We start from the raw sequence: 18613 nt of genomic DNA on the forward strand, positions 1-18613 counted from the left end.
CGTTCGGCCGGTGGCGACCGGCGGCGGCCGGGGGACCGGCGCACTCAGCGTAGACGCATCCGGGGCACCGCCCGCCGGTTCACTGGCCCGTCAGCCTTCGTACACCCGTCGACCCTTGACAAGCGGGGCGCTCTCACAAGAGATTGACGCGCGTAGATGTCTCTGCCCTTCCTCCAAGCACCCTCGGAGCCTCCTGATGTCTTCCTCCATACCGAGAACCGCCGCCGTCTCCGCGGTGGTCGCGGCCGCGCTCGCGGCCGGACTGCTCGCCGGTTCGCAGAGCGCCGCGGCCGAGGACAGCGCCGCGGTCCGCATCCACGACGTCCAGGGCACCACCCGGGTCTCGCCGCTGGCCGGCAAGCAGGTCACCGGGGTGACGGGCGTCGTCACCGGCGTCCGCGGCTACGGTTCCTCGCGCGGCTTCTGGATGCAGGACCCGCAGGGCGACGAGAACCCGGCCACCAGCGAGGGCCTGTTCGTCTTCACGAGCTCCGCCCCGACGGTCGCGGTCGGCGACGCGGTCAGCGTCGACGGCACGGTCACCGAGTACGTCCCCGGCGGCCTGAACTCCGGCAACCAGTCGCTGACCCAGCTGTCCCGCCCGAAGGTCACCGTGGTCTCGAAGGGCAACGAGCTGCCCGCCCCGGTCACCATCGCGCCCTGGTCGGTGCCGGACGCGTACGCCCCCGCGGGCGACCCGGCGAACGGCGGCTCGATCAACGGGCTGACCCTGGAGCCCGGCACCTACGCCCTGGACTACTACGAGTCGCTGGAGGGCACCAACGTCCGCGTCGGCTCCTCCCGGGTGGTCGGCGCCACCGACCCGTACTCCGAGCTGTGGGTCACGGTGAAGCCGTGGGAGAACGACAACGAGCGCGGCGGCACGGTCTACGGCTCGTACGAGTCCCAGAACACCGGCCGGCTCCAGATCCAGTCGCTGATCCCGCTCGCCCAGCAGCCCTTCCCGAAGGCGAACGTGGGCGACTGGCTGACCGGCACGACCGAGGGCCCGCTCGACTTCAACCAGTTCGGCGGCTACACGCTGACCGCCCGCACGATCGGCACCCTCCAGGACCGGGGCCTGGAGCGCGAGGTCACCGAGAAGCAGCACAAGAACGAGCTGGCCGTGGCCACGTACAACGTGGAGAACCTCGACCCGACCGACCCGCAGGAGAAGTTCGACGCGCTCGCGAAGGCGGTCGTCGAGAACCTCGCCTCGCCGGACGTCGTCGCCCTGGAGGAGATCCAGGACGACAACGGCGCCAAGAACGACGGCACGGTCTCGGCCGGCCAGACGCTGAAGAAGTTCACGGACGCGATCGTGGCGGCCGGCGGCCCGGCGTACGAGTGGCGCTCGATCGACCCGGAGAACAACAAGGACGGCGGCGAGCCCGGCGGCAACATCCGTCAGGTCTTCCTCTTCAACCCCGAGCGGGTCTCCTTCGTGGACCGCGCGGGCGGCGACGCGACCACCGCGACCGGCGTCACCGGCACCAAGGGCCGCGCCGCCCTGACCCCCTCCCCCGGCCGGATCGACCCGGCGAACACCGCCTGGGAGTCCAGCCGCAAGCCGCTCGCGGGCGAGTTCGCCTTCCGCGGCCGCACGGTCTTCGTCATCGCCAACCACTTCGGCTCGAAGGGCGGCGACGAGTCGATCGTCTCCCACCACCAGCCGCCGAACCGTTCCTCCGAGGCCAAGCGCCTCCTCCAGGCGCAGGCCGTGAACGCCTTCGTGAAGGAGATCACCGCGGTCGACAAGCAGGCGGACGTCCTCGTCGTCGGCGACATCAACGACTTCGAGTTCTCCGGCACGACCGAGGCGCTGACCGACGGCGGCGCGCTCTACCCGGCCGTGAAGTCGCTGCCCCGCTCCGAGCGCTACTCGTACGTCTACCAGGGCAACAGCCAGGTCCTCGACCAGATCCTGACCAGCCCCGGCGTGCACCGCTTCGCGTACGACAGCGTGCACATCAACGCCGAGTTCGCGGACCAGGACAGCGACCACGACCCGCAGGTCCTGCGCTTCCGCCCGTGACCCGGTAGTCCGCGCTACGCGCCCGCGCTCAGGCTGAGCGCGGGCGCGTACCTGCGCACCCGGCTCGCGACCAGACCCGGGTGGTGGTGGACGTGCTTCCAGGCGTCGGTCAGCGGCCCGTAGTACGCCTGCCACTCCACGTGGTCCTGCTCGCCCGCCCACTCGCTGTGGTCGAAGACCCGGGTGCCGTCCACCGAGAGGTGGAAGTGGGCGCCGATGCCGCCCCGGGCCGGCCGGTGCCCCTCGTCGTCGGCGAGGGCGGCGACCACCGCGTCCACCCAGGCCCGCTGCCGCTCCGGGTCGGCCCCCTCGAAGTCGACCTCGACGGCGGCGAGCGCCCCGGGAACCGCCCCGGCGGCCTCCCGGCTCAGCTCGACGGAGCGGAACGGCGGCTCGTAGCGGCGCAGTTCGATCCGCCGGATGCCGGGAACGGCGGCGTCGATCTCGCCGTTGCGGTCGTCGCGGTGGGTGGCGACGAAGTCCTGGTAGGCCTCCCAGGCCGTCCACTGCGAGTAGTGCAGCAGGGTGTCGCCGTCGGTCCCCGCGTAGATCGTGTACGAGAGCAGCCGCGGGTCCGGCCAGGGGCGGGCCTCCCAGGTCCGCCGGACGGCCTCGACGGCGGCCCGCTGCCGCTCGGGGGTGCCGACGCTCCAGGTGCTGATGAGCACCTGGCCGACGCCGGGGCGGTACAGGTCGGGACGGGCATCCGGGTGAACGACGACGGTCATGGCGGTCTCTCCTCGTGCGGGGCTCTCGGGAACACCCCCACCCTCCGACCTCAACCAAGGTCGAGGTCAAGCGTGGGCGGCGGGCATGGAAAACTTCCGGCCATGCCCACACCCTCGCTCCGCCCCGCCACCCGTGCCGAACTCCCCGCCGTCCTCGCCCTCCTGGCCGACGAGGAGCGGGTCGTCGACCCGGCGACGGTCCGCGTCACCGAGGCGTACGAGCGCGCCTTCGCGGACATCGAGGCCGACCCCCGCAACGAGATGCTGGTGCTGGCCGGACCGGACGGCACGGTCCTCGGCTGCCTCCAGGCCACCTACATCCCGGGCCTCGGCAAGGGCGGCGCCGAGCGGGCCCTGATCGAGGCCGTCCGGATCCGGGCCGACCACCGGGGCGCGGGCCTGGGCCGCCGGCTGATGGAACTGGCGGCGGAGCGGGCCCGGGCGCGCGGCTGCGCCCTCGTCCAGCTGACCAGCGGCAAGGGGCGCGCCGACGCCCACCGCTTCTACGCCTCGCTCGGCTACGCGCGCAGCCACGAGGGCTTCAAACTCCCCCTCTGACCCCTCCTCTCAGCCGGGCTGAACATTCCGGCCAAGCAGATCTAAGTGGACCTTCACGGTCGCTCGCGCCCAGACTCCCCGTATGAGCACCCACCGCCCTTTCGGCCGCGCCCTGTGCGCGATGATCACCCCCTTCACCGGCTCCGGCGCGCTCGACCTCGACGCGGCCGGGAAGCTGGCCGCCCGGCTGGTCGGGGAGGGCTGCGACGGCCTGGTCCTCAACGGCACCACCGGGGAGTCCCCGACCACCACCGACGCCGAGAAGGCCGCGCTGGTCCGGGCGGTCCGGGAGGCGGTCGGACCGGCGCCCGCGCTCGTCGCGGGCGTGGGCACGGCCGACACCCGGCACACCGCGGAGCTGGCGCGCCAGGCGGAGGCGGCCGGGGCCGACGGCCTGCTCGTGGTCACCCCGTACTACAGCCGCCCTCCGCAGGACGCGGTCGCCGCCCACTTCCTGAAGGTCGCCGACGCCACCGGACTCCCCGTGATGGTCTACGACATCCCCGGCCGCACCGGCACCCGCGTCGAGCCGGACACCATGCGCCGGCTCGCCGGGCATCCGCGGATCACGGCCGTGAAGGACTGTTCGTACGACCTGCTGACCGCGGCCCGGCTGATCGCCGAGACCCCGCTCGCGTACTACTCCGGCAGCGAGGAGCTGAACCTGCCGCTGTACGCGGTCGGAGGCGCCGGCTACGTCAGCACGGTCGCCAACGTGGCGCCGCGTCAGCTGCGCGCGGTCCTCGACGCGTACGACGCGGGCGACACCGCCCTGGCCGCCCGGCTGCACGCCCGGACACTCCCCCTCGTCGAGCGGATGATGGCCGCGGGCCTGCCGGGCACCGTCACCGCGAAGGCCCTGCTCGGCGGGCCGCTCCGGGAGCCGCTGCGGCCCGCCGGCCGGGAGACGGCCGACGGGCTGCGGGCCCTGCTGGAGGAGCTGGTTCAGGCGGAGTCGGTGGTGGAGGTCCTGCCGAGGACGGCGGCGTGCTCCAGGACGTCCTCCAGCGGGTCGTCGATCTGACCGGTGTGCAGGTTGAGACTGGGGCCGTTGGTCACCGTGGGCCCGTTGCGGGTGTGCGTCTCGTCCGCCCGGGCGGCCCCCGCCGGCAGCAGCACCGCCGCCGCGGCGAGCACCCCGGCGACCACGGGCCCCGTCTTCGTCCTCGTCCTCGTCCTCATGTGGGCTCCTCGCCTCTTCTCTCGACGGAACACTGCGTTCCGTCCTGACAACGCTCCGTGACCGGAAGGGTTGCCCCGGCTCCGCGCGAGGAGCGGCCGACCGCTCTCCCGGCCCTCCGCGCGAGGGCCGGGAGGGCGGTCGTGCCGTCAGTTGTGGCTGTGCAGGATGTCGTTGAGGCCGTTCCAGACCGCGTTGTTCGGGCGGGCCTCGACGGCGCCGGTGACCGAGTTGCGGCGGAAGAGGATGTTCGAGTTGCCGGAGAGGTCGCGCGCCTTGACGATCTGGCCGTCCGGCAGGGTGACCCGGGTGCCGGCGGTGACGTACAGGCCGGCCTCGACGACGCACTCGTCGCCGAGCGCGATGCCGACGCCCGCCTCGGCGCCGATCAGGCAGCGCTCGCCGATGGAGATGACGACGTTGCCGCCGCCGGAGAGGGTGCCCATGGTGGAGGCGCCGCCGCCGATGTCGGAGCCGTCGCCGACGACGACGCCGGCGGAGATGCGGCCCTCGACCATGGAGGTGCCCAGCGTGCCGGCGTTGAAGTTGACGAAGCCCTCGTGCATGACGGTGGTGCCGGCGGCGAGGTGGGCGCCGAGGCGGACCCGGTCGGCGTCGGCGATGCGGACGCCGGTGGGCACGACGTAGTCGGTCATGCGGGGGAACTTGTCGATCGAGGTCACCTGGAGGTGCAGGCCCTCGGCGCGGGCGTTGAGGCGCACCTTCTCGACGTCCTCGACGGCGACCGGGCCGAGCGAGGTCCAGGCGACGTTGGCGAGCAGGCCGAAGACGCCGTCCAGGCTCTGGCCGTGCGGCTTCACCAGCCGGTGGCTGAGCAGGTGGAGGCGGAGGTAGGCGTCGTGCGCGTCGATCGGCTTCTCGTCGAGGGAGGCGATCACGGTGCGGACGGCGACCACCTCGACGCCGCGGCGGGCGTCCACGCCGAGGGCCTTGGCGGCGCCCTCGCCGAGGGCGTTCACCGCCTCGTCCGGGGAGAGCCGCGTGGTGCCGGCCGGGCCGGGCCCTTCGGTGAGCTCGGGGGCGGGGAACCAGGTGTCGAGGACGGTGCCGTCACCGGCGATGGTGGCGAGGCCGGCGGCGACGGCGCCGGTGGTGCGAGGAGCAGTGGTGGTCATGACGGAAAACCTAACGGGCGGGGCGGCGCGCGGGCCAACCGGTCTCAGGTGCCGGTCGGGCCGGCCGGAGCATCCGACAAGCTCCCGGCCTGCCCTTTCGGGCCTTCGTTCAGGATCCGGGCGATCACCCCACGCGCGTCCGCCTCCGTCGCGGGGCGTGCCGGCGGGCGGCGGCCGGAGGGGCTCCCGCCCCGCCGGGCCCGGGCCGGCGGCCCCCGCCCCGTCCGCACAGGTGTGCGTGACGGCTGCCGTTACCGTATGGCGCATGACTTATGCCCCTGGGCCGTACGGGTACGGCTACGCTCCGGTGCCGCCCCCGCCCAAGCCCGGCGTGATACCCCTGGCACCGCTCGACCTGAACCACGTCCTGGGGGGCGCCTTCGGGGCGTACCGCCGCCACTGGAAGGTGCTGCTCGGCATCACCCTGGCCTCCTACGCGCTGGCCGCCCTGGTGATCGCCGGGGTGGGCGCGGCCGCCTGGTCCGGCCTCTCCGACCGGTGGGCGCACACCTCCACCGCCGAGGACGTCTCCCTCTCGGACCTCACGCCGCTCTTCACCGCCCTCGGCGTCATCTGGCTGGCCTGCTCGGTGGGGCTGCTGCTGGCGACCGGCCTGCTGCACTCCGCCGTCGCGGTCGTGGTCCAGGAGGCGGTGCTCGGCCGCCGGATCGGCTTCGGGACGGTGTGGCGCCGGGCGTGGTCCCGGTTCGGCGCGGTGCTCGGCGCGGTCCTGCTGTCGGCCGTGGCCGCCGTCGTACCGGCCCTGCTCTTCATGGTCGGCCTCTTCCTCATGCTGGCCGCGATGATCGCGAGCATCGGGCCCGACGACGGCGGCGGGGCCGGATGGGCGGTCACCGGCCTGCTCTTCCTGCTCCTCGCCCTCGGGACGGCGCCGCTGGCCCTCTGGCTCTGGGTGAAGTTCAGCCTCGCCCCGACGGCCGCCGTCGTCGAGTCGGCCGGCACCCTGACCGCCCTGCGCCGGTCCGCGCGGCTGGTCCGCGGCGCCTGGTGGCGGATCTTCGGCTACACCCTGGTGATGGTGCTGATCGTCGCCGGCGTCACGTTCGTGATGCAGATGGTCGTCTCCCTGGTGACGCAGGCGTCCCTCTTCGGCGCCCCGCTCGCCCAGCACGCGACCCCCGGCACGGTCTTCTTCTCCATGGGCACCGCCGCGGTGGTCTCCACGCTGCTCATGCTGCTGACCCAGGCCCTCCTGGGCCCCCTCCAGCCCCTGGCCTCCGGCCTGCTCTACGTGGACCAGCGCATCCGCCGGGAGAACCTGGCCCCGGCCCTGGCGCAGGCCGCGGCCCAGCCGCACGTCTGACCCGGCGTACGAGGAGAGGCCCCCGGCGCGATGCCGGGGGCCTCTCCTCGTACGGTGACCGCTCAGACGTTGAAGCCGAGCGCGCGCAGCTGCTCGCGGCCGTCGTCGGTGATCTTGTCCGGGCCCCACGGGGGCATCCAGACCCAGTTGATCCGCAGCTCGTTGACGATGCCGTCGGTGGCGGAGCGGGCCTGGTCCTCGATGACGTCCGTCAGCGGACAGGCCGCCGAGGTCAGCGTCATGTCCAGCGTCGCGACGTTGGAGTCGTCGATGTGGATCCCGTAGATCAGGCCGAGGTTGACGACGTCGATGCCCAGTTCGGGGTCGACGACGTCGTACAGCGCCTCGCGGACTTCTTCTTCGGAGGCCGGCTTCATGGTGGCCTCGATGTTCTCGGTCATGCCGACTTCCTCACAGACTTCTGGTCGTCTCCGCCCAGGGCCTGGGCGGTCGCGTCCTTCCACGCCATCCAGCTGAGCAGCGCGCACTTCACCCGGGCCGGGTACTTGGAGACGCCGGCGAACGCGACCGCGTCCTCCAGCACCTCCTCCATGGCGTCGTCCGGCTCGACCTGCCCCTTGGACTGCATCAGCTCCAGGAAGGTCTCCTGGATCCTCTGCGCCTCGGCCAGCTCCTTGCCGACGAGCAGGTCGTTGAGGACGGAGGCCGACGCCTGGCTGATGGAGCAGCCCTGGCCCTCGTACGAGACGTCCTCGATGCGGTCGCCGTCGTACTTCACGCGCAGCGTGATCTCGTCGCCGCACGTCGGGTTGACGTGGTGCACCTCGGCGTCGCCGTCCCGCAAGCCCCGCCCGTGCGGGTGCTTGTAGTGGTCCAGGATGACGTCCTGGTACATCGAATCCAGCTTCACAGCTCAGCCGCCCTATCCGAAGAAGTTACGGACGTGCTCCAGACCCTCGACCAGGGCGTCGACCTCGGCCGGAGTGGAGTACAGGTAGAACGACGCCCGCGTGGTCGCAGGAATTCCGTACCTCAGGCAGACCGGCCGCGCGCAGTGGTGGCCGACCCGGACCGCGATGCCCTGCTCGTCCAGCACCTGCCCCACGTCGTGCGGGTGGATGTCGCCGAGCGTGAAGGAGATCGCCGCGCCGCGGTCCTCGGCCGTGGTGGGGCCGATGATCCGCAGGTCGGGGACCTCCTGGAGGCGGCGGACGGCGTACTCGGTGATCGCGTGCTCGTGGCGCGCGATCTTCTCCATGCCGATCGCCGACAGGTAGTCCACGGCCGCGCCGAGGCCGACGGCCTGGGCGATCGGGGGCGTACCCGCCTCGAACTTGTGCGGGGCCGGGGCGTAGGTGGAGGAGTGCATCGAGACGGTCTCGATCATCTCGCCGCCGCCGAGGAAGGGCGGGAGGTCCTCCAGGAGCTCCTGCCGTCCCCACAGCACGCCGATGCCGGTCGGGCCGCACATCTTGTGGCCGGTGAAGGCCACGAAGTCGGCCTGGAGCGCCTGCACGTCCAGGACCTGGTGCGGGGCCGCCTGCGAGGCGTCGATGCAGACGAGCGCACCGACCTCCTGGGCGCGCCGGACGATGGTCTCGACCGGGTTCTGGGTGCCGAGCAGGTTGGAGACCAGCGTGAAGGAGACGATCTTCGTCTTCTCCGTGATGACCTCTTCGATGTTCGACAGGTCGAGACGGCCGTCGTCGGTGAGGCCGAACCACTTCAGCTTCGCGCCGGTGCGCTGCGAGAGCAGCTGCCACGGGACGATGTTGGAGTGGTGCTCCATCTCCGTGATGGCGATCTCGGTCTCGTGGTCCACCCGGTAGGGGTCCTCGGCCCAGCCGAGCATGTTGGCCACGAGGTTGAGCGACTCGGAGGCGTTCTTGGTGAAGATCACCTCGTTGCGGCTCGGCGCGTTGATGAAGGCGGCGACCTTGTCGCGGGCGCCCTCGTACAGCGCGGTGGCCTCCTCGGCGACCGTGTAGACGCCGCGGTGGACGTTGGCGTTGTGACGCTCGTAGTAGGCGTTGAGCGCGTCGAGGACCTGCCGCGGCTTCTGCGAGGTGGCCGCGGAGTCCAGGTACACGATCTTCTTGCCGTCGTGGACCGTGCGGTCCAGGAGCGGGAAGTCCTTGCGGATCGCCTCGGTGTCGAGGAGGCCGGTCAGCCCCTGATGGGCGGAAGTCACGCGGATGCGCCACCCTTCACGTACTTGTCGTAGCCCTCGTTCTCCAGCTGGTCGGCGAGCTCGGCGCCGCCGGACTCGACGATGCGGCCGTTCGCGAACACGTGCACGAAGTCGGGCTTGATGTAGCGCAGGATGCGCGTGTAGTGGGTGATGAGGAGGGTGCCGACCTCACCGCTCTCGCGGACGCGGTTGACGCCCTCGGAGACGATGCGCAGGGCGTCGACGTCGAGGCCGGAGTCGGTCTCGTCGAGGATCGCGATCTTCGGCTTGAGGAGCTCCAGCTGGAGGATCTCGTGGCGCTTCTTCTCGCCGCCGGAGAAGCCCTCGTTGACGTTGCGCTCGGCGAAGGCCGGGTCCATGGAGAGCTTCTCCATGGCCTCGCGGACCTCCTTCACCCAGGTGCGGAGCTTGGGGGCCTCGCCGCGGATGGCGGTGGCGGAGGTGCGCAGGAAGTTGGAGACCGAGACGCCGGGGACCTCGACCGGGTACTGCATGGCCAGGAAGACGCCGGCGCGGGCGCGCTCGTCGACGGACATCTCCAGGACGTCCTCGCCGTCGAGGGTGACGGTGCCGCCGGTGATCGTGTACTTGGGGTGGCCCGCCAGGGAGTACGCCAGGGTCGACTTGCCGGAGCCGTTGGGGCCCATGACCGCGTGGGTCTCGCCCTGCTTGATGGTCAGGTCGACGCCCTTGAGGATCTCGCGGGGGCCGTTCTCCGCCTCGACGGAGACGTGCAGGTCGTGGATTTCGAGCGTTGCCATGGGTGACTCAGGACTCCTGGGTGACGGAGACGAGCACATCGTCCCCTTCGATCTTTACGGGGTACACGGGGACGGGGCGCGTCGCGGGAAGGCCGGACGGCTTGCCGGTGCGGAGGTCGAAGCTGGAACCGTGCAGCCAGCACTCGATGGCGCAGTCCTCGACCTCGCCCTCCGATAGGGAGACGTTCGCGTGCGAGCAGATGTCGTTGATCGCGAACACCTCGCCCTCGGTGCGGACGACCGACACCGGCGTGCCGTCGACCTCGACCCGCTTCGGGGTGTCGGCCTCCAGCTCCTCCAGCGAGCAGACTCGGACGAAGGCCATCAGACGGAGGCCTCCAGCTCGGCCTCGACCTTGGCGATGAGGCGCTCCTCGACGTCCGGCAGACCGATCTGCTGGACCAGCTCGGCGAAGAAGCCGCGGACGACGAGGCGGCGGGCCTCGGTCTCCGGGATGCCGCGGGCCATCAGGTAGAAGAGCTGCTCGTCGTCGAAGCGGCCGGTGGCGGAGGCGTGGCCGGCGCCGGCGATCTCGCCGGTCTCGATCTCCAGGTTGGGCACGGAGTCGACCCGGGCGCCGTCGGTGAGGACGAGGTTCCGGTTGAGCTCGTAGGTGTCGGTGCCCTCGGCGGCGGCCTGGATGAGGACGTCGCCGATCCAGACCGCGTGCGCGTCCTGGCCCTGCAGCGCGCCCTTGTAGGCCACGTTGGAGGTGCAGTGCGGGGTGTTGTGGTCGACCAGGAGGCGGTGCTCCTGGTGCTGGCCCGCGTCGGTGAAGTACAGGCCGAAGAGCTCGGCCGAGCCGCCGGGGGCGGAGTAGCTGACGCGCGGGTGGAGGCGGACGAGGTCACCGCCGAAGGTGACGACGACCGACTTGAAGGAGGCGTCCCGGCCGAGCAGCGCGTTGTGCTGCGCGACGTGGACGGCGTCCTTGTCCCAGTCCTGGACGGAGACGACGGTGAGCTTGGCGCCGTCACCGACCACGAAGTCGACGTTGGCGGCGAGCACCGCGTCACCGGTGTGGTCGATGACGACGACGGCCTCGGCGAAGGCGCCGAGCTCGATCACCTGGTGGCCGAAGGCGGTGCCGCCCTGGCCGTGCACGGCGACGCGGATCGGCTCGGTGAGGACGGCCTCCTTGGCGACGGTGACGACCGACGCCTTCTCGAAGGAGGAGTACGCCTGGGCGGCGACGCGGTCGACGGGCTTGCCGGCCTTGCGCAGGCGCTCGTCGTCGCGGCCGACGGTCTCCACGGTGACGCCCTCGGGGGCCTCGATCTCGACCCGGACGCCCTCGCCGGTGGCGACGGCGGTGCCGTCGTGCAGACCGCGGAGGCGGGCGAGCGGGGTGAAGCGCCACTCCTCCTCGCGGCCGTGCGGGACGGGGAAGTCCGCGACGTCGAAGGAGGGCGGGGCGCTCATGCGCGTGGCGACGGTGGACTCGGCGGCCACCGCGATCGAGCCGGCGGTGGTGGAGCCCGCCGGGATGTTCTGGGCGTCAGCCATGGCTGTCGTTGTGCTCTCTTCCTGCGTAAAGAATCGGTCGCTGCGTACGGAGGGGCGGGCTCTTAGCCGACCGCGCCTTCCATCTGCAGCTCGATCAGCCGGTTCAGCTCCAGGGCGTACTCCATCGGCAGCTCCTTGGCGATCGGCTCCACGAAGCCGCGGACGATCATCGCCATGGCCTCCTGCTCGGTGAGACCGCGCTGCATCAGGTAGAAGAGCTGGTCCTCGGAGACCTTGGAGACGGTGGCCTCGTGGCCCATGGTCACGTCGTCCTCGCGCACGTCCACGTAGGGGTACGTGTCGGAGCGGGAGATGGTGTCGACGAGCAGCGCGTCGCAGAGGACGTTGGACTTGGCGCCGGGGGCGCCCTCGCCGATCTCGATGAGACCGCGGTAGGAGGTGCGGCCGCCGCCGCGTGCCACCGACTTGGAGACGATGGACGACGAGGTGTTCGGGGCCATGTGGACCATCTTGGCGCCGGCGTCCTGGTGCTGGCCCTCGCCCGCGAAGGCGATGGAGAGCGTCTCGCCCTTGGCGTGCTCGCCCATCAGGTAGACGGCCGGGTACTTCATGGTGACCTTGGAGCCGATGTTGCCGTCGACCCACTCCATGGTGGCGCCCTCGTAGGCGACGGCGCGCTTGGTCACCAGGTTGTAGACGTTGTTCGACCAGTTCTGGATGGTCGTGTAGCGGCAGCGGCCGCCCTTCTTCACGATGATCTCGACGACCGCGGAGTGCAGCGAGTCGGAGGAGTAGATCGGGGCGGTGCAGCCCTCGACGTAGTGGACGTAGGCGTCCTCGTCGACGATGATCAGCGTCCGCTCGAACTGGCCCATGTTCTCCGTGTTGATGCGGAAGTAGGCCTGGAGCGGGATCTCGACGTGCACGCCCTTCGGCACGTAGATGAACGATCCGCCGGACCACACGGCCGTGTTCAGGGAGGCGAACTTGTTGTCGCCGACCGGGATGACGGTGCCGAAGTACTCCTTGAAGAGCTCCTCGTGCTCCTTCAGCGCGGTGTCGGTGTCGACGAAGATGACGCCCTGCTCCTCCAGGTCCTCGCGGATCTGGTGGTAGACGACCTCGGACTCGTACTGAGCCGCGACACCGGCGACGAGGCGCTGCTTCTCCGCCTCCGGGATGCCGAGCTTGTCGTACGTGTTCTTGATGTCCTCCGGCAGGTCCTCCCAGGACTCGGCCTGCTTCTCGGTGGACCGCACGAAGTACTTGATGTTGTCGAAGTCGATCCCGCCGAGGTCGGAGCCCCAGGTCGGCATGGGCTTCTTGCCGAAGAGCTTCAGGCCCTTGAGCCGGAGCTTCAGCATCCACTCGGGCTCGTTCTTCTTCGAGGAGATGTCGCGGACGACGTCCTCGTTCAGGCCGCGCTTGGCGGTGGCGCCTGCGGTGTCGGAGTCGGCCCAGCCGTACTCGTACCGACCCAGGCCCTCAAGCTCGGGGTGGCTGATCTCGGTGGTCATGCGGGCTTCCTCCCGGCCGTACTTGCGGATGCTGTCTCAGTGGTCTGCGGGGTGCCGTGCGGGATGAACGTGGTGCAGACGCCGTCGCCGTGGGCGATCGTGGCCAGGCGCTGGACGTGCGTTCCCAGGAGGCGGGAGAAGATCTCCGTCTCCGCCTCGCACAGCTGTGGGTACTGCTCGGCGACGTGGGCGACCGGGCAGTGGTGCTGGCAGAGCTGCTCGCCGACCGGCGCGTTGCGCGCAGTCGCAGCGTACCCGTCCGCCGTCAGGGCCTTGGCAAGCGCCTCGGCCCGTCGTTCGGGCTCGACCGATTCGACGGCCTCCCGGTAGGTCTCGGCCTGGGCCTCGATCCGGTCGCGGGCGAAGGCCGCCACGGCGGCCTCTCCGCCGGCGTTGCGCTCGATCCAGCGGAGCGCCTCGACGGCGAGGGTGTCGTAGGACTGGTCGAAGGCGTCCCGGCCGCAGTCGGTGAGGGCGAAGACCTTGGCGGGACGGCCCCGGGTGCGGGCGCCGTAGACGCGCTTCTCCCGGGCCTCCACGACCTGCTCGGCGACGAGCGCGTCGAGGTGCCGGCGGACGGCGGCCTGGGTGAGGCCCAGTCGCTCGGCGAGGTCGGCCACGGTGGACGGCCCGTGATCCAGGATGGAGCGCGCGACCCGGTTGCGGGTGGACCGCTCACCGGTCGCGAGTTCCTCCGCAGGAGCCGCGCCAAGGTTTTTCACAACGCCATTGTTGCGTAATTAATCGGGCAGTGACAACCCGCGTCCGGAACGGTGACGATGGCGTGCATCACTCAGGTAAGGCTTACCTGACCTGCGGAAACGATCATTCATAGGATGAATCAAAGCTGAGCTGACCAGCCGGTTCCTCCTCCTCCGGGACCTCCGCCGGCACGGCGACCGGCCGCCCCGCCGCGCTCATCAGGTCCCGGAAGACGGCCGCGTCACGGGGCGCCTCGACCCCCGGGTCGTTGTTGAAGTAGACGTACGCGTCCGCCTCCGCCGGGCGGCCCTCGACCAGCCGCTCCGCCCAGCTCTCCAGCGCCTGCCGGCCGTACGCCGGCCACGGCAGGGCCCGGCCCTCGTGCAGCCGCAGATAGCCCCAGTCCGCCGTCCGCCACAGCGGGGTCACCGGCCTGGACTTCCGGTCCGCCCAGCACAGCGCGGCCCCCCGCTCCGTGAGCACCGCCTCGGTCCGGTCCGTCCACCAGGAGGCGTGCCGCGGCTCGACGGCCACCCGCACCCCCGCCGGGAAACAGGCGAGGACCGCGTCCAGCAGCCCCGTGTCGGCCCGCAGCGACGGCGGGAACTGCAGCAGCACCGGACCCAGCCGGTCCCCCAGCTCCCCCGCCCGCCCCATCAGCTCCGCCACCAGCTCCTCCGGCTCCCGCAGCCGCTTGTCGTGCGTCAGCCGGCGGGGCGCCTTGACCGCCATGACGAAGCCCTCGGGCGTCCGCCTCCGCCAGGCGGCGAAGGTCGACCGCTCCGGCAGCCGGTAGAACGAGCCGTTGTTCTCCACGGTGGCGAACCGGCGCGCGTACTCCTCCAGCCAGAGCCGCTGCGGCACGCCCTCCGGGTAGAAGGTGCCCCGCCAGTCCCGGTACTGCCATCCCGAGGTGCCCACGAAGACCGTCATGGGAAGCTCCTGCCCCGTACCCGGCCGCCCATCCGGCGCCGCCCGCCCCCTCCCCGGGCCTTCCACCGGGGCCGCGGCCCGGCCCGCCCCGGCGGGTCCTTAGACTTCCCGGCATGGAGAACGAGTCCGTCGACACCGCCGTCCGCGTCCGCGGCCTGGTCAAGCGGTACGGCACGAAGACCGCCGTCGACGGCCTCGACCTCGACGTGCGGACCGGCACCGTCACCGCCGTCCTCGGCCCCAACGGCGCCGGCAAGACCACCACCATCGAGACCTGCGAGGGCTACCGGAAGCCGGACGCCGGCACCGTCCGCGTCCTCGGCCTCGACCCGCTCGCCGACGCCGCCGCCCTGCGCCCCCGCGTCGGCGTGATGCTCCAGTCCGGCGGCGTCTACTCCGGCGCCCGCGCCGACGAGATGCTCCGCCACATGGCGAAGCTGCACGCCCACCCGCTCGACGTCGACGCCCTGATCGAGCGCCTCGGCCTCGGCTCCTGCGGCCGTACGGCCTACCGGCGGCTCTCCGGCGGCCAGCAGCAGCGGCTCGCCCTCGCCATGGCCGTCGTCGGCCGCCCCGAACTCGTCTTCCTCGACGAGCCCACCGCCGGCCTCGACCCGCAGGCCCGCCACGCCACCTGGGACCTGGTCCGCGAGCTGCGCTCCGACGGCGTCACCGTCGTCCTCACCACCCACTTCATGCAGGAGGCCGAGGAGCTCGCCGACGACGTCGCCATCGTCGACGGCGGCCGGGTCGCCGCCCAGGGCAGCCCCGAGCGGCTCTGCCGCGGGGGCGCCGAGAACACCCTCCGCTTCTCCGGCCGCCCCGGCCTCGACCTCGGCTCCCTGCTCAAGGCGCTCCCGGACGGCACCGAGGCCGCCGAGCCGCTCCCCGGCACGTACCGCATCACCGGCACCGTCGACCCCCAGCTGCTCGCCACCGTCACCACCTGGTGCGCGCAGCACGGCGTGATGCCCGACCGCATCTCGGTCGAACGCCACACCCTCGAAGACGTCTTCCTGGAACTGACCGGCAAGGAGCTGCGCGCATGAGCGCCGGCAAGCCCAAGACCCGCTGGGGGTCCGGGGGTCGTCCCCCGGGAAAGCACAGCCTGGAACCGACCGGCAAGGAGCTGCGCGCATGAGCGCCGGTACGTACGCGCCGAAGCCGGGGGCCGCCCCCGTCGGGCGGATGATCGCGGCGCAGACCGCCCTGGAGACGCGGATGCTGCTCCGCAACGGCGAGCAGCTCCTCCTCACGGTGATCATCCCCTCCCTCCTGCTGGTGCTGTTCTCGGCCGTCGACATCGTCGACACTGGCGAGGGCGAGGCGGTCGACTTCCTCGCCCCCGGCGTCCTCGCGCTCGCCGTGATGTCCACCGCCTTCACCGGCCAGGCCATCGCCACCGGCTTCGAGCGCCGCTACGGCGTCCTCAAGCGGCTCGCGGCCTCCCCGCTGCCCCGCCGGGCCCTGATGACCGCCAAGACGCTGGCCGTCCTGGTCACCGAGGTCCTCCAGATCGTCCTGCTGACCGCCATCGCGCTCGGCCTGGGCTGGTCCCCGCACGGCAACCCCCTCGCCGTCCTGCTCCTGCTGGTCCTCGGCACCGCCGCCTTCTCCGGGCTCGGCCTCCTCATGGCCGGCACGCTCAAGGCGGAGGCGACCCTCGCCGCGGCCAACCTGGTCTTCCTGCTGCTCCTGGTCGGCGGCGGGGTGATCGTCCCGCTGGAGAAGTTCGGCGCGGCCGGAGACGTGCTGGCGCTGCTGCCGATCTCGGCCCTCTCCGACGGCCTCAGGGACGTCCTCCAGGACGGCGCGGGCATGCCGTGGGCGGATGCCGGGATCCTGGCCGTCTGGGCCGTCCTGGGCCTCGGGGCGGCGGCGCGGTTCTTCCGCTGGGAGTAGCCGGAAGGGTTCAGAGGGTGACGTTTCCCGACAAGCCACCCCTCGTGAAAGCGTGCACAAGCCCGCGCCTACGATAGGGCCCGTGCAGACCCCCCTCGCCTTCATCGCCCAGCGCTGGACCCCGTCCCCCCGGATCCTCCGGCGCGCCGCGCTCTCCGCCGTCGTGATGAGCGTGCTCATCATCGTCACGGGCGGCGCGGTCCGGCTGACCGGTTCCGGTCTCGGCTGCGACACCTGGCCCAAGTGCACGGACGACAGCCTGATCGTGACGCCCGAGCAGGGCTACCGCGGACTGATCGAGTTCGGCAACCGGATGCTGACCTACGTCCTGTCGGCCGCCGTCGGCTGGGCGATCATCGCCGCCCGCTCGACCAAGCCGTGGCGCCGCGGCCTCACCCGCTGGGGCTGGGTGCAGTTCTGGATCGTGATGAGCAACGCCGTCATCGGCGGCATCACCGTCTGGCTGGGCCTCAACCCGTGGAGCGTGGCCGGCCACTTCCTGGCCGCCAACGCGCTGCTCACCGTCGCCGTGATCACCTGGCACCGGACCGGCGAGGGCGACACCGCCCCGCGTCCGCGCGTGCCGGGGCCGGTACGGAAGCTGTCCTGGGCGATCACGGTCGTCTCGGGCCTGCTGATCGTGCTGGGCACCACGGTCACCGGCGCCGGCAAGCACGCGGGCGACAGCAGCGACGTGCCCCGCATGCCGTGGGACTGGACGAACGCCGCCCACCTCCACGCGATCGCCGCCTGGGCCGTCTGCGCCCTCGCCGTCGCCATGTGGCTGGTCCTGCGCGTCGTCGACGCCCCGGACGACATCCGCGCCCGCGCCCGCGACCTGCTGGTCGTGCTGCTGCTCCAGGGCGGCATCGGTTACGTCCAGTACTTCACCGGCGTCCCGGAGCTCCTGGTGGCCGCCCACATGCTCGGCTCCTCGCTGATGTGGATCGCGGTGCTCCGCCTGGCCCTGAGCCTGCGCGAGCGCCCGCTGCCGACGGCGGAGATCCCGGCCCAGGCGGACCCGGAGCTGGCGAAGGCCTGACGCTCCTCCCGCACTCCCGACGCGGGTCCACCGGCTCACCCCAGCCGGTAGACCCGCGTCGCGTTGTCCGCGGCGATCATCGCGGCGACCCGCTGGGCGTCGGTGCGCGACCAGGCGCCGTCCATGACCCAGGCGCCGAGCACCCGGCCGAGGGCGGCGCGGAAGGCGCTGGCGGCGACCACGTGCAGTTCGGGCAGGCCGCGGGCGCCGCTGGAGTAGAGCAGCTTGCCGAAGGGGGCCAGCTCCAGGACCTCGGCGAGGACGTCCGCCGCCCGTGCCCCGGTGTGCGCCAGGGCGGCGCCCAGGTCCGCGTAGACGTGCGGGAAGACCCCGGCCATCCGGGCCGCCGTCCGGTGGTGCGGCGAGCCGTGCAACAGGACGAGGTCGGCGCCGAGCCCGGCGGTGGCGGCGGCGAAACCGCGCAGGCCGGCCGGGTCCCGGTCCCCGGTGTGGAGCTGGAGCGGGCGGCCCGCGCCCACCGCGATCCACAGCAGGCGGCGCAGCAGCACCGGCGAGTCGAGGGGGCCGCCGGCGGGCCGGCCGGCGAGCCAGCGGCCTGCGGCGCGGCGGGTCTCGGCGCGCCCGGGGGGCTCGGGGTCGGCGCCGAGGCCGCAGCGGAGGGCGGAGACCGAGGAGAAGGCCACGGAGCGCACGGCGGCTTCCTGGACGGCCTCGGTGAGGTTGGCGAGGAAGGCGTCGACGGTCCCGGAGGTGTCGGCGACCTGCTCGGCCAGGGGCTCCAGACGGACGATCTCGTGGGCGCGGGCCGCGCCCGCGGCGGCCAGCTCGGCGGGCCCGGTGAGGTCCCCGGGGAGGCCGGTGTCGACGAGGTAGGTGGCGATGCCGGAGGCCCGCAGCAGCCGGCGGCCGGTCTCGGTGACGCCGAGCTCGCGGCGGCGGGCGAGGTAGCGGGCGGGCGGGCAGTGCGGTTCGAGACCGAGGAGCGGCGGGCACCAGCGCCGTACGGCGAAGCCCGTCTGGGTGTCGAAGAAGGTGGTGCCGGAGGCCGGCAGGACGGCGGCCGGGCCGAGATGGGCCTCGAAGGTGCCGAGGCCCAGCTCCGTCCGGAGCACCCCGTGGCAGTACTGGTCCACCAGGCGCGGCGTGTCGATCATCTCGGGGGGCTCCCTGCGTGGGCGTGTCTCCACACGTCCTAACGGGTGAGCCCCTCGCGAG

20 protein-coding genes are annotated in these 18613 nt (G+C 72.1%); 7 read left to right on the plus strand and 13 right to left on the minus strand.

The genetic code is table 11. From position 1 onward, the window contains the following. Positions 1–196: 196 nt before the first annotated feature. Positions 197–2035, plus strand: coding sequence for an endonuclease/exonuclease/phosphatase family protein (locus tag ACF1ED_RS11160; RefSeq protein WP_391758942.1), 1839 nt, complete (start codon positions 197–199; stop codon positions 2033–2035). 14 nt (positions 2036–2049) lie between these two features. Here the strand turns inward: ACF1ED_RS11160 and ACF1ED_RS11165 are convergent, their stop codons facing one another. Further along, a complete protein-coding gene (locus ACF1ED_RS11165; protein ID WP_391758944.1) occupies positions 2050–2763 on the minus strand; it encodes an antibiotic biosynthesis monooxygenase in 714 nt (237 codons plus the stop codon). A 102-nt stretch (positions 2764–2865) separates the two neighbouring features. Between ACF1ED_RS11165 and ACF1ED_RS11170 the strand changes: the two genes are divergently transcribed. Then, positions 2866–3321, plus strand: a complete 456-nt coding sequence (locus tag ACF1ED_RS11170) for a GNAT family N-acetyltransferase (RefSeq protein ID WP_391758946.1) — start codon at positions 2866–2868, stop codon at positions 3319–3321. An 82-nt stretch (positions 3322–3403) separates the two neighbouring features. Next, positions 3404–4345 carry a 4-hydroxy-tetrahydrodipicolinate synthase gene (gene dapA, locus ACF1ED_RS11175; protein ID WP_391758948.1) on the plus strand — a complete coding sequence of 314 codons (942 nt, stop codon included), beginning with the start codon at positions 3404–3406 and terminating at the stop codon, positions 4343–4345. Here the strand turns inward: dapA and ACF1ED_RS11180 are convergent. Further along, positions 4267–4503, minus strand: coding sequence for a hypothetical protein (locus ACF1ED_RS11180; protein ID WP_391758950.1), 237 nt, complete (start codon positions 4501–4503; stop codon positions 4267–4269). The two genes, dapA and ACF1ED_RS11180, sit on opposite strands and share 79 nt — an antisense overlap. 147 nt (positions 4504–4650) lie before the next feature. Continuing rightward, complete coding sequence (dapD, locus tag ACF1ED_RS11185; RefSeq protein WP_391758952.1) at positions 4651–5637, minus strand: 2,3,4,5-tetrahydropyridine-2,6-dicarboxylate N-succinyltransferase; 987 nt, start codon at positions 5635–5637, stop codon at positions 4651–4653. 265 nt (positions 5638–5902) lie between these two features. Here dapD and ACF1ED_RS11190 point away from each other — a divergent pair, with 265 nt between their 5' ends. Further along, a complete protein-coding gene (locus tag ACF1ED_RS11190; RefSeq protein WP_391758954.1) occupies positions 5903–6961 on the plus strand; it encodes an oxidoreductase in 1059 nt (352 codons plus the stop codon). A 62-nt stretch (positions 6962–7023) separates the two neighbouring features. Here ACF1ED_RS11190 and ACF1ED_RS11195 read toward each other — a convergent pair whose 3' ends face one another. From ACF1ED_RS11195 to ACF1ED_RS11235, 9 genes are all read right to left on the minus strand, one after another. Then, complete coding sequence (locus ACF1ED_RS11195) at positions 7024–7362, minus strand: metal-sulfur cluster assembly factor (RefSeq protein ID WP_043219410.1); 339 nt, start codon at positions 7360–7362, stop codon at positions 7024–7026. Continuing rightward, positions 7359–7832, minus strand: coding sequence for a Fe-S cluster assembly sulfur transfer protein SufU (gene sufU / locus ACF1ED_RS11200; RefSeq protein WP_391758956.1), 474 nt, complete (start codon positions 7830–7832; stop codon positions 7359–7361). The genes ACF1ED_RS11195 and sufU overlap by 4 nt, the downstream gene beginning before the upstream one ends. Positions 7833–7844: 12 nt before the next feature. Further along, positions 7845–9113: a cysteine desulfurase gene (locus ACF1ED_RS11205; RefSeq protein ID WP_391758958.1), complete on the minus strand. Its 1269-nt coding sequence runs from the start codon at positions 9111–9113 to the stop codon at positions 7845–7847. Then, on the minus strand, positions 9110–9874 hold the full coding sequence (gene sufC, locus ACF1ED_RS11210) for a Fe-S cluster assembly ATPase SufC (RefSeq protein WP_383827405.1): 765 nt from the start codon (positions 9872–9874) through the stop codon (positions 9110–9112). The genes ACF1ED_RS11205 and sufC overlap by 4 nt, the downstream gene beginning before the upstream one ends. 7 nt (positions 9875–9881) lie before the next feature. Beyond that, a complete protein-coding gene (locus ACF1ED_RS11215; protein WP_391758960.1) occupies positions 9882–10199 on the minus strand; it encodes a bifunctional 3-phenylpropionate/cinnamic acid dioxygenase ferredoxin subunit in 318 nt (105 codons plus the stop codon). Beyond that, a complete protein-coding gene (gene sufD / locus ACF1ED_RS11220) occupies positions 10199–11380 on the minus strand; it encodes a Fe-S cluster assembly protein SufD (protein ID WP_391758962.1) in 1182 nt (393 codons plus the stop codon). The genes ACF1ED_RS11215 and sufD overlap by 1 nt, the downstream gene beginning before the upstream one ends. Positions 11381–11442: 62 nt before the next feature. Next, positions 11443–12858, minus strand: a complete 1416-nt coding sequence (gene sufB, locus ACF1ED_RS11225) for a Fe-S cluster assembly protein SufB (RefSeq protein ID WP_190222669.1) — start codon at positions 12856–12858, stop codon at positions 11443–11445. Continuing rightward, complete coding sequence (locus ACF1ED_RS11230) at positions 12855–13580, minus strand: helix-turn-helix transcriptional regulator (RefSeq protein ID WP_391758964.1); 726 nt, start codon at positions 13578–13580, stop codon at positions 12855–12857. Before ACF1ED_RS11230 ends, sufB begins: the two co-directional genes overlap by 4 nt. Positions 13581–13683: 103 nt before the next feature. After that, positions 13684–14493, minus strand: a complete 810-nt coding sequence (locus tag ACF1ED_RS11235; protein WP_391758966.1) for a DUF72 domain-containing protein — start codon at positions 14491–14493, stop codon at positions 13684–13686. Positions 14494–14606: 113 nt separating this feature from the next. On the opposite strand from ACF1ED_RS11235, the gene ACF1ED_RS11240 reads away from it, so the two are divergent. From ACF1ED_RS11240 to ACF1ED_RS11250, 3 genes are all read left to right on the plus strand, one after another. Further along, a complete protein-coding gene (locus ACF1ED_RS11240) occupies positions 14607–15542 on the plus strand; it encodes an ABC transporter ATP-binding protein (protein WP_391758968.1) in 936 nt (311 codons plus the stop codon). A gap of 88 nt (positions 15543–15630) precedes the next feature. Next, on the plus strand, positions 15631–16395 hold the full coding sequence (locus tag ACF1ED_RS11245) for an ABC transporter permease (protein ID WP_391758970.1): 765 nt from the start codon (positions 15631–15633) through the stop codon (positions 16393–16395). A 73-nt stretch (positions 16396–16468) separates the two neighbouring features. Beyond that, positions 16469–17437 (plus strand): heme A synthase, encoded by a 969-nt coding sequence (locus tag ACF1ED_RS11250; protein ID WP_391759756.1) that lies wholly within the window; start codon positions 16469–16471, stop codon positions 17435–17437. Positions 17438–17472: 35 nt separating this feature from the next. Here ACF1ED_RS11250 and ACF1ED_RS11255 read toward each other — a convergent pair whose 3' ends face one another. Then, the gene (locus ACF1ED_RS11255; protein ID WP_391758972.1) at positions 17473–18552 is read right to left on the minus strand and encodes an amidohydrolase family protein; all 1080 of its coding nucleotides are present in this window, start codon (positions 18550–18552) and stop codon (positions 17473–17475) included. Between the last annotated feature and the right edge of the window lie 61 nt (positions 18553–18613).

Origin of the sequence: Streptomyces sp. NPDC014656 (assembly GCF_043084305.1) — a bacterium.
In the GTDB taxonomy this organism is placed as follows: Bacteria; Actinomycetota; Actinomycetes; order Streptomycetales; family Streptomycetaceae; genus Streptomyces.

Excerpts from the sequence above, each read along its gene's own strand:
- ACF1ED_RS11160 (WP_391758942.1), top strand. The coding sequence starts at position 197 with ATGTCTTCCTCCATACCGAGAACCGCCGCCGTCTCCGCGGTGGTCGCG.
- ACF1ED_RS11165 (WP_391758944.1), bottom strand. The coding sequence starts at position 2,763 with ATGACCGTCGTCGTTCACCCGGATGCCCGTCCCGACCTGTACCGCCCC.
- ACF1ED_RS11170 (WP_391758946.1), top strand. The coding sequence starts at position 2,866 with ATGCCCACACCCTCGCTCCGCCCCGCCACCCGTGCCGAACTCCCCGCC.
- dapA (WP_391758948.1), top strand. The coding sequence starts at position 3,404 with ATGAGCACCCACCGCCCTTTCGGCCGCGCCCTGTGCGCGATGATCACC.
- ACF1ED_RS11180 (WP_391758950.1), bottom strand. The coding sequence starts at position 4,503 with ATGAGGACGAGGACGAGGACGAAGACGGGGCCCGTGGTCGCCGGGGTG.
- dapD (WP_391758952.1), bottom strand. The coding sequence starts at position 5,637 with ATGACCACCACTGCTCCTCGCACCACCGGCGCCGTCGCCGCCGGCCTC.
- ACF1ED_RS11190 (WP_391758954.1), top strand. The coding sequence starts at position 5,903 with ATGACTTATGCCCCTGGGCCGTACGGGTACGGCTACGCTCCGGTGCCG.
- ACF1ED_RS11195 (WP_043219410.1), bottom strand. The coding sequence starts at position 7,362 with ATGACCGAGAACATCGAGGCCACCATGAAGCCGGCCTCCGAAGAAGAA.
- sufC (WP_383827405.1), bottom strand. The coding sequence starts at position 9,874 with ATGGCAACGCTCGAAATCCACGACCTGCACGTCTCCGTCGAGGCGGAG.
- ACF1ED_RS11215 (WP_391758960.1), bottom strand. The coding sequence starts at position 10,199 with ATGGCCTTCGTCCGAGTCTGCTCGCTGGAGGAGCTGGAGGCCGACACC.
- sufD (WP_391758962.1), bottom strand. The coding sequence starts at position 11,380 with ATGGCTGACGCCCAGAACATCCCGGCGGGCTCCACCACCGCCGGCTCG.
- sufB (WP_190222669.1), bottom strand. The coding sequence starts at position 12,858 with ATGACCACCGAGATCAGCCACCCCGAGCTTGAGGGCCTGGGTCGGTAC.
- ACF1ED_RS11235 (WP_391758966.1), bottom strand. The coding sequence starts at position 14,493 with ATGACGGTCTTCGTGGGCACCTCGGGATGGCAGTACCGGGACTGGCGG.
- ACF1ED_RS11240 (WP_391758968.1), top strand. The coding sequence starts at position 14,607 with ATGGAGAACGAGTCCGTCGACACCGCCGTCCGCGTCCGCGGCCTGGTC.
- ACF1ED_RS11245 (WP_391758970.1), top strand. The coding sequence starts at position 15,631 with ATGAGCGCCGGTACGTACGCGCCGAAGCCGGGGGCCGCCCCCGTCGGG.
- ACF1ED_RS11255 (WP_391758972.1), bottom strand. The coding sequence starts at position 18,552 with ATGATCGACACGCCGCGCCTGGTGGACCAGTACTGCCACGGGGTGCTC.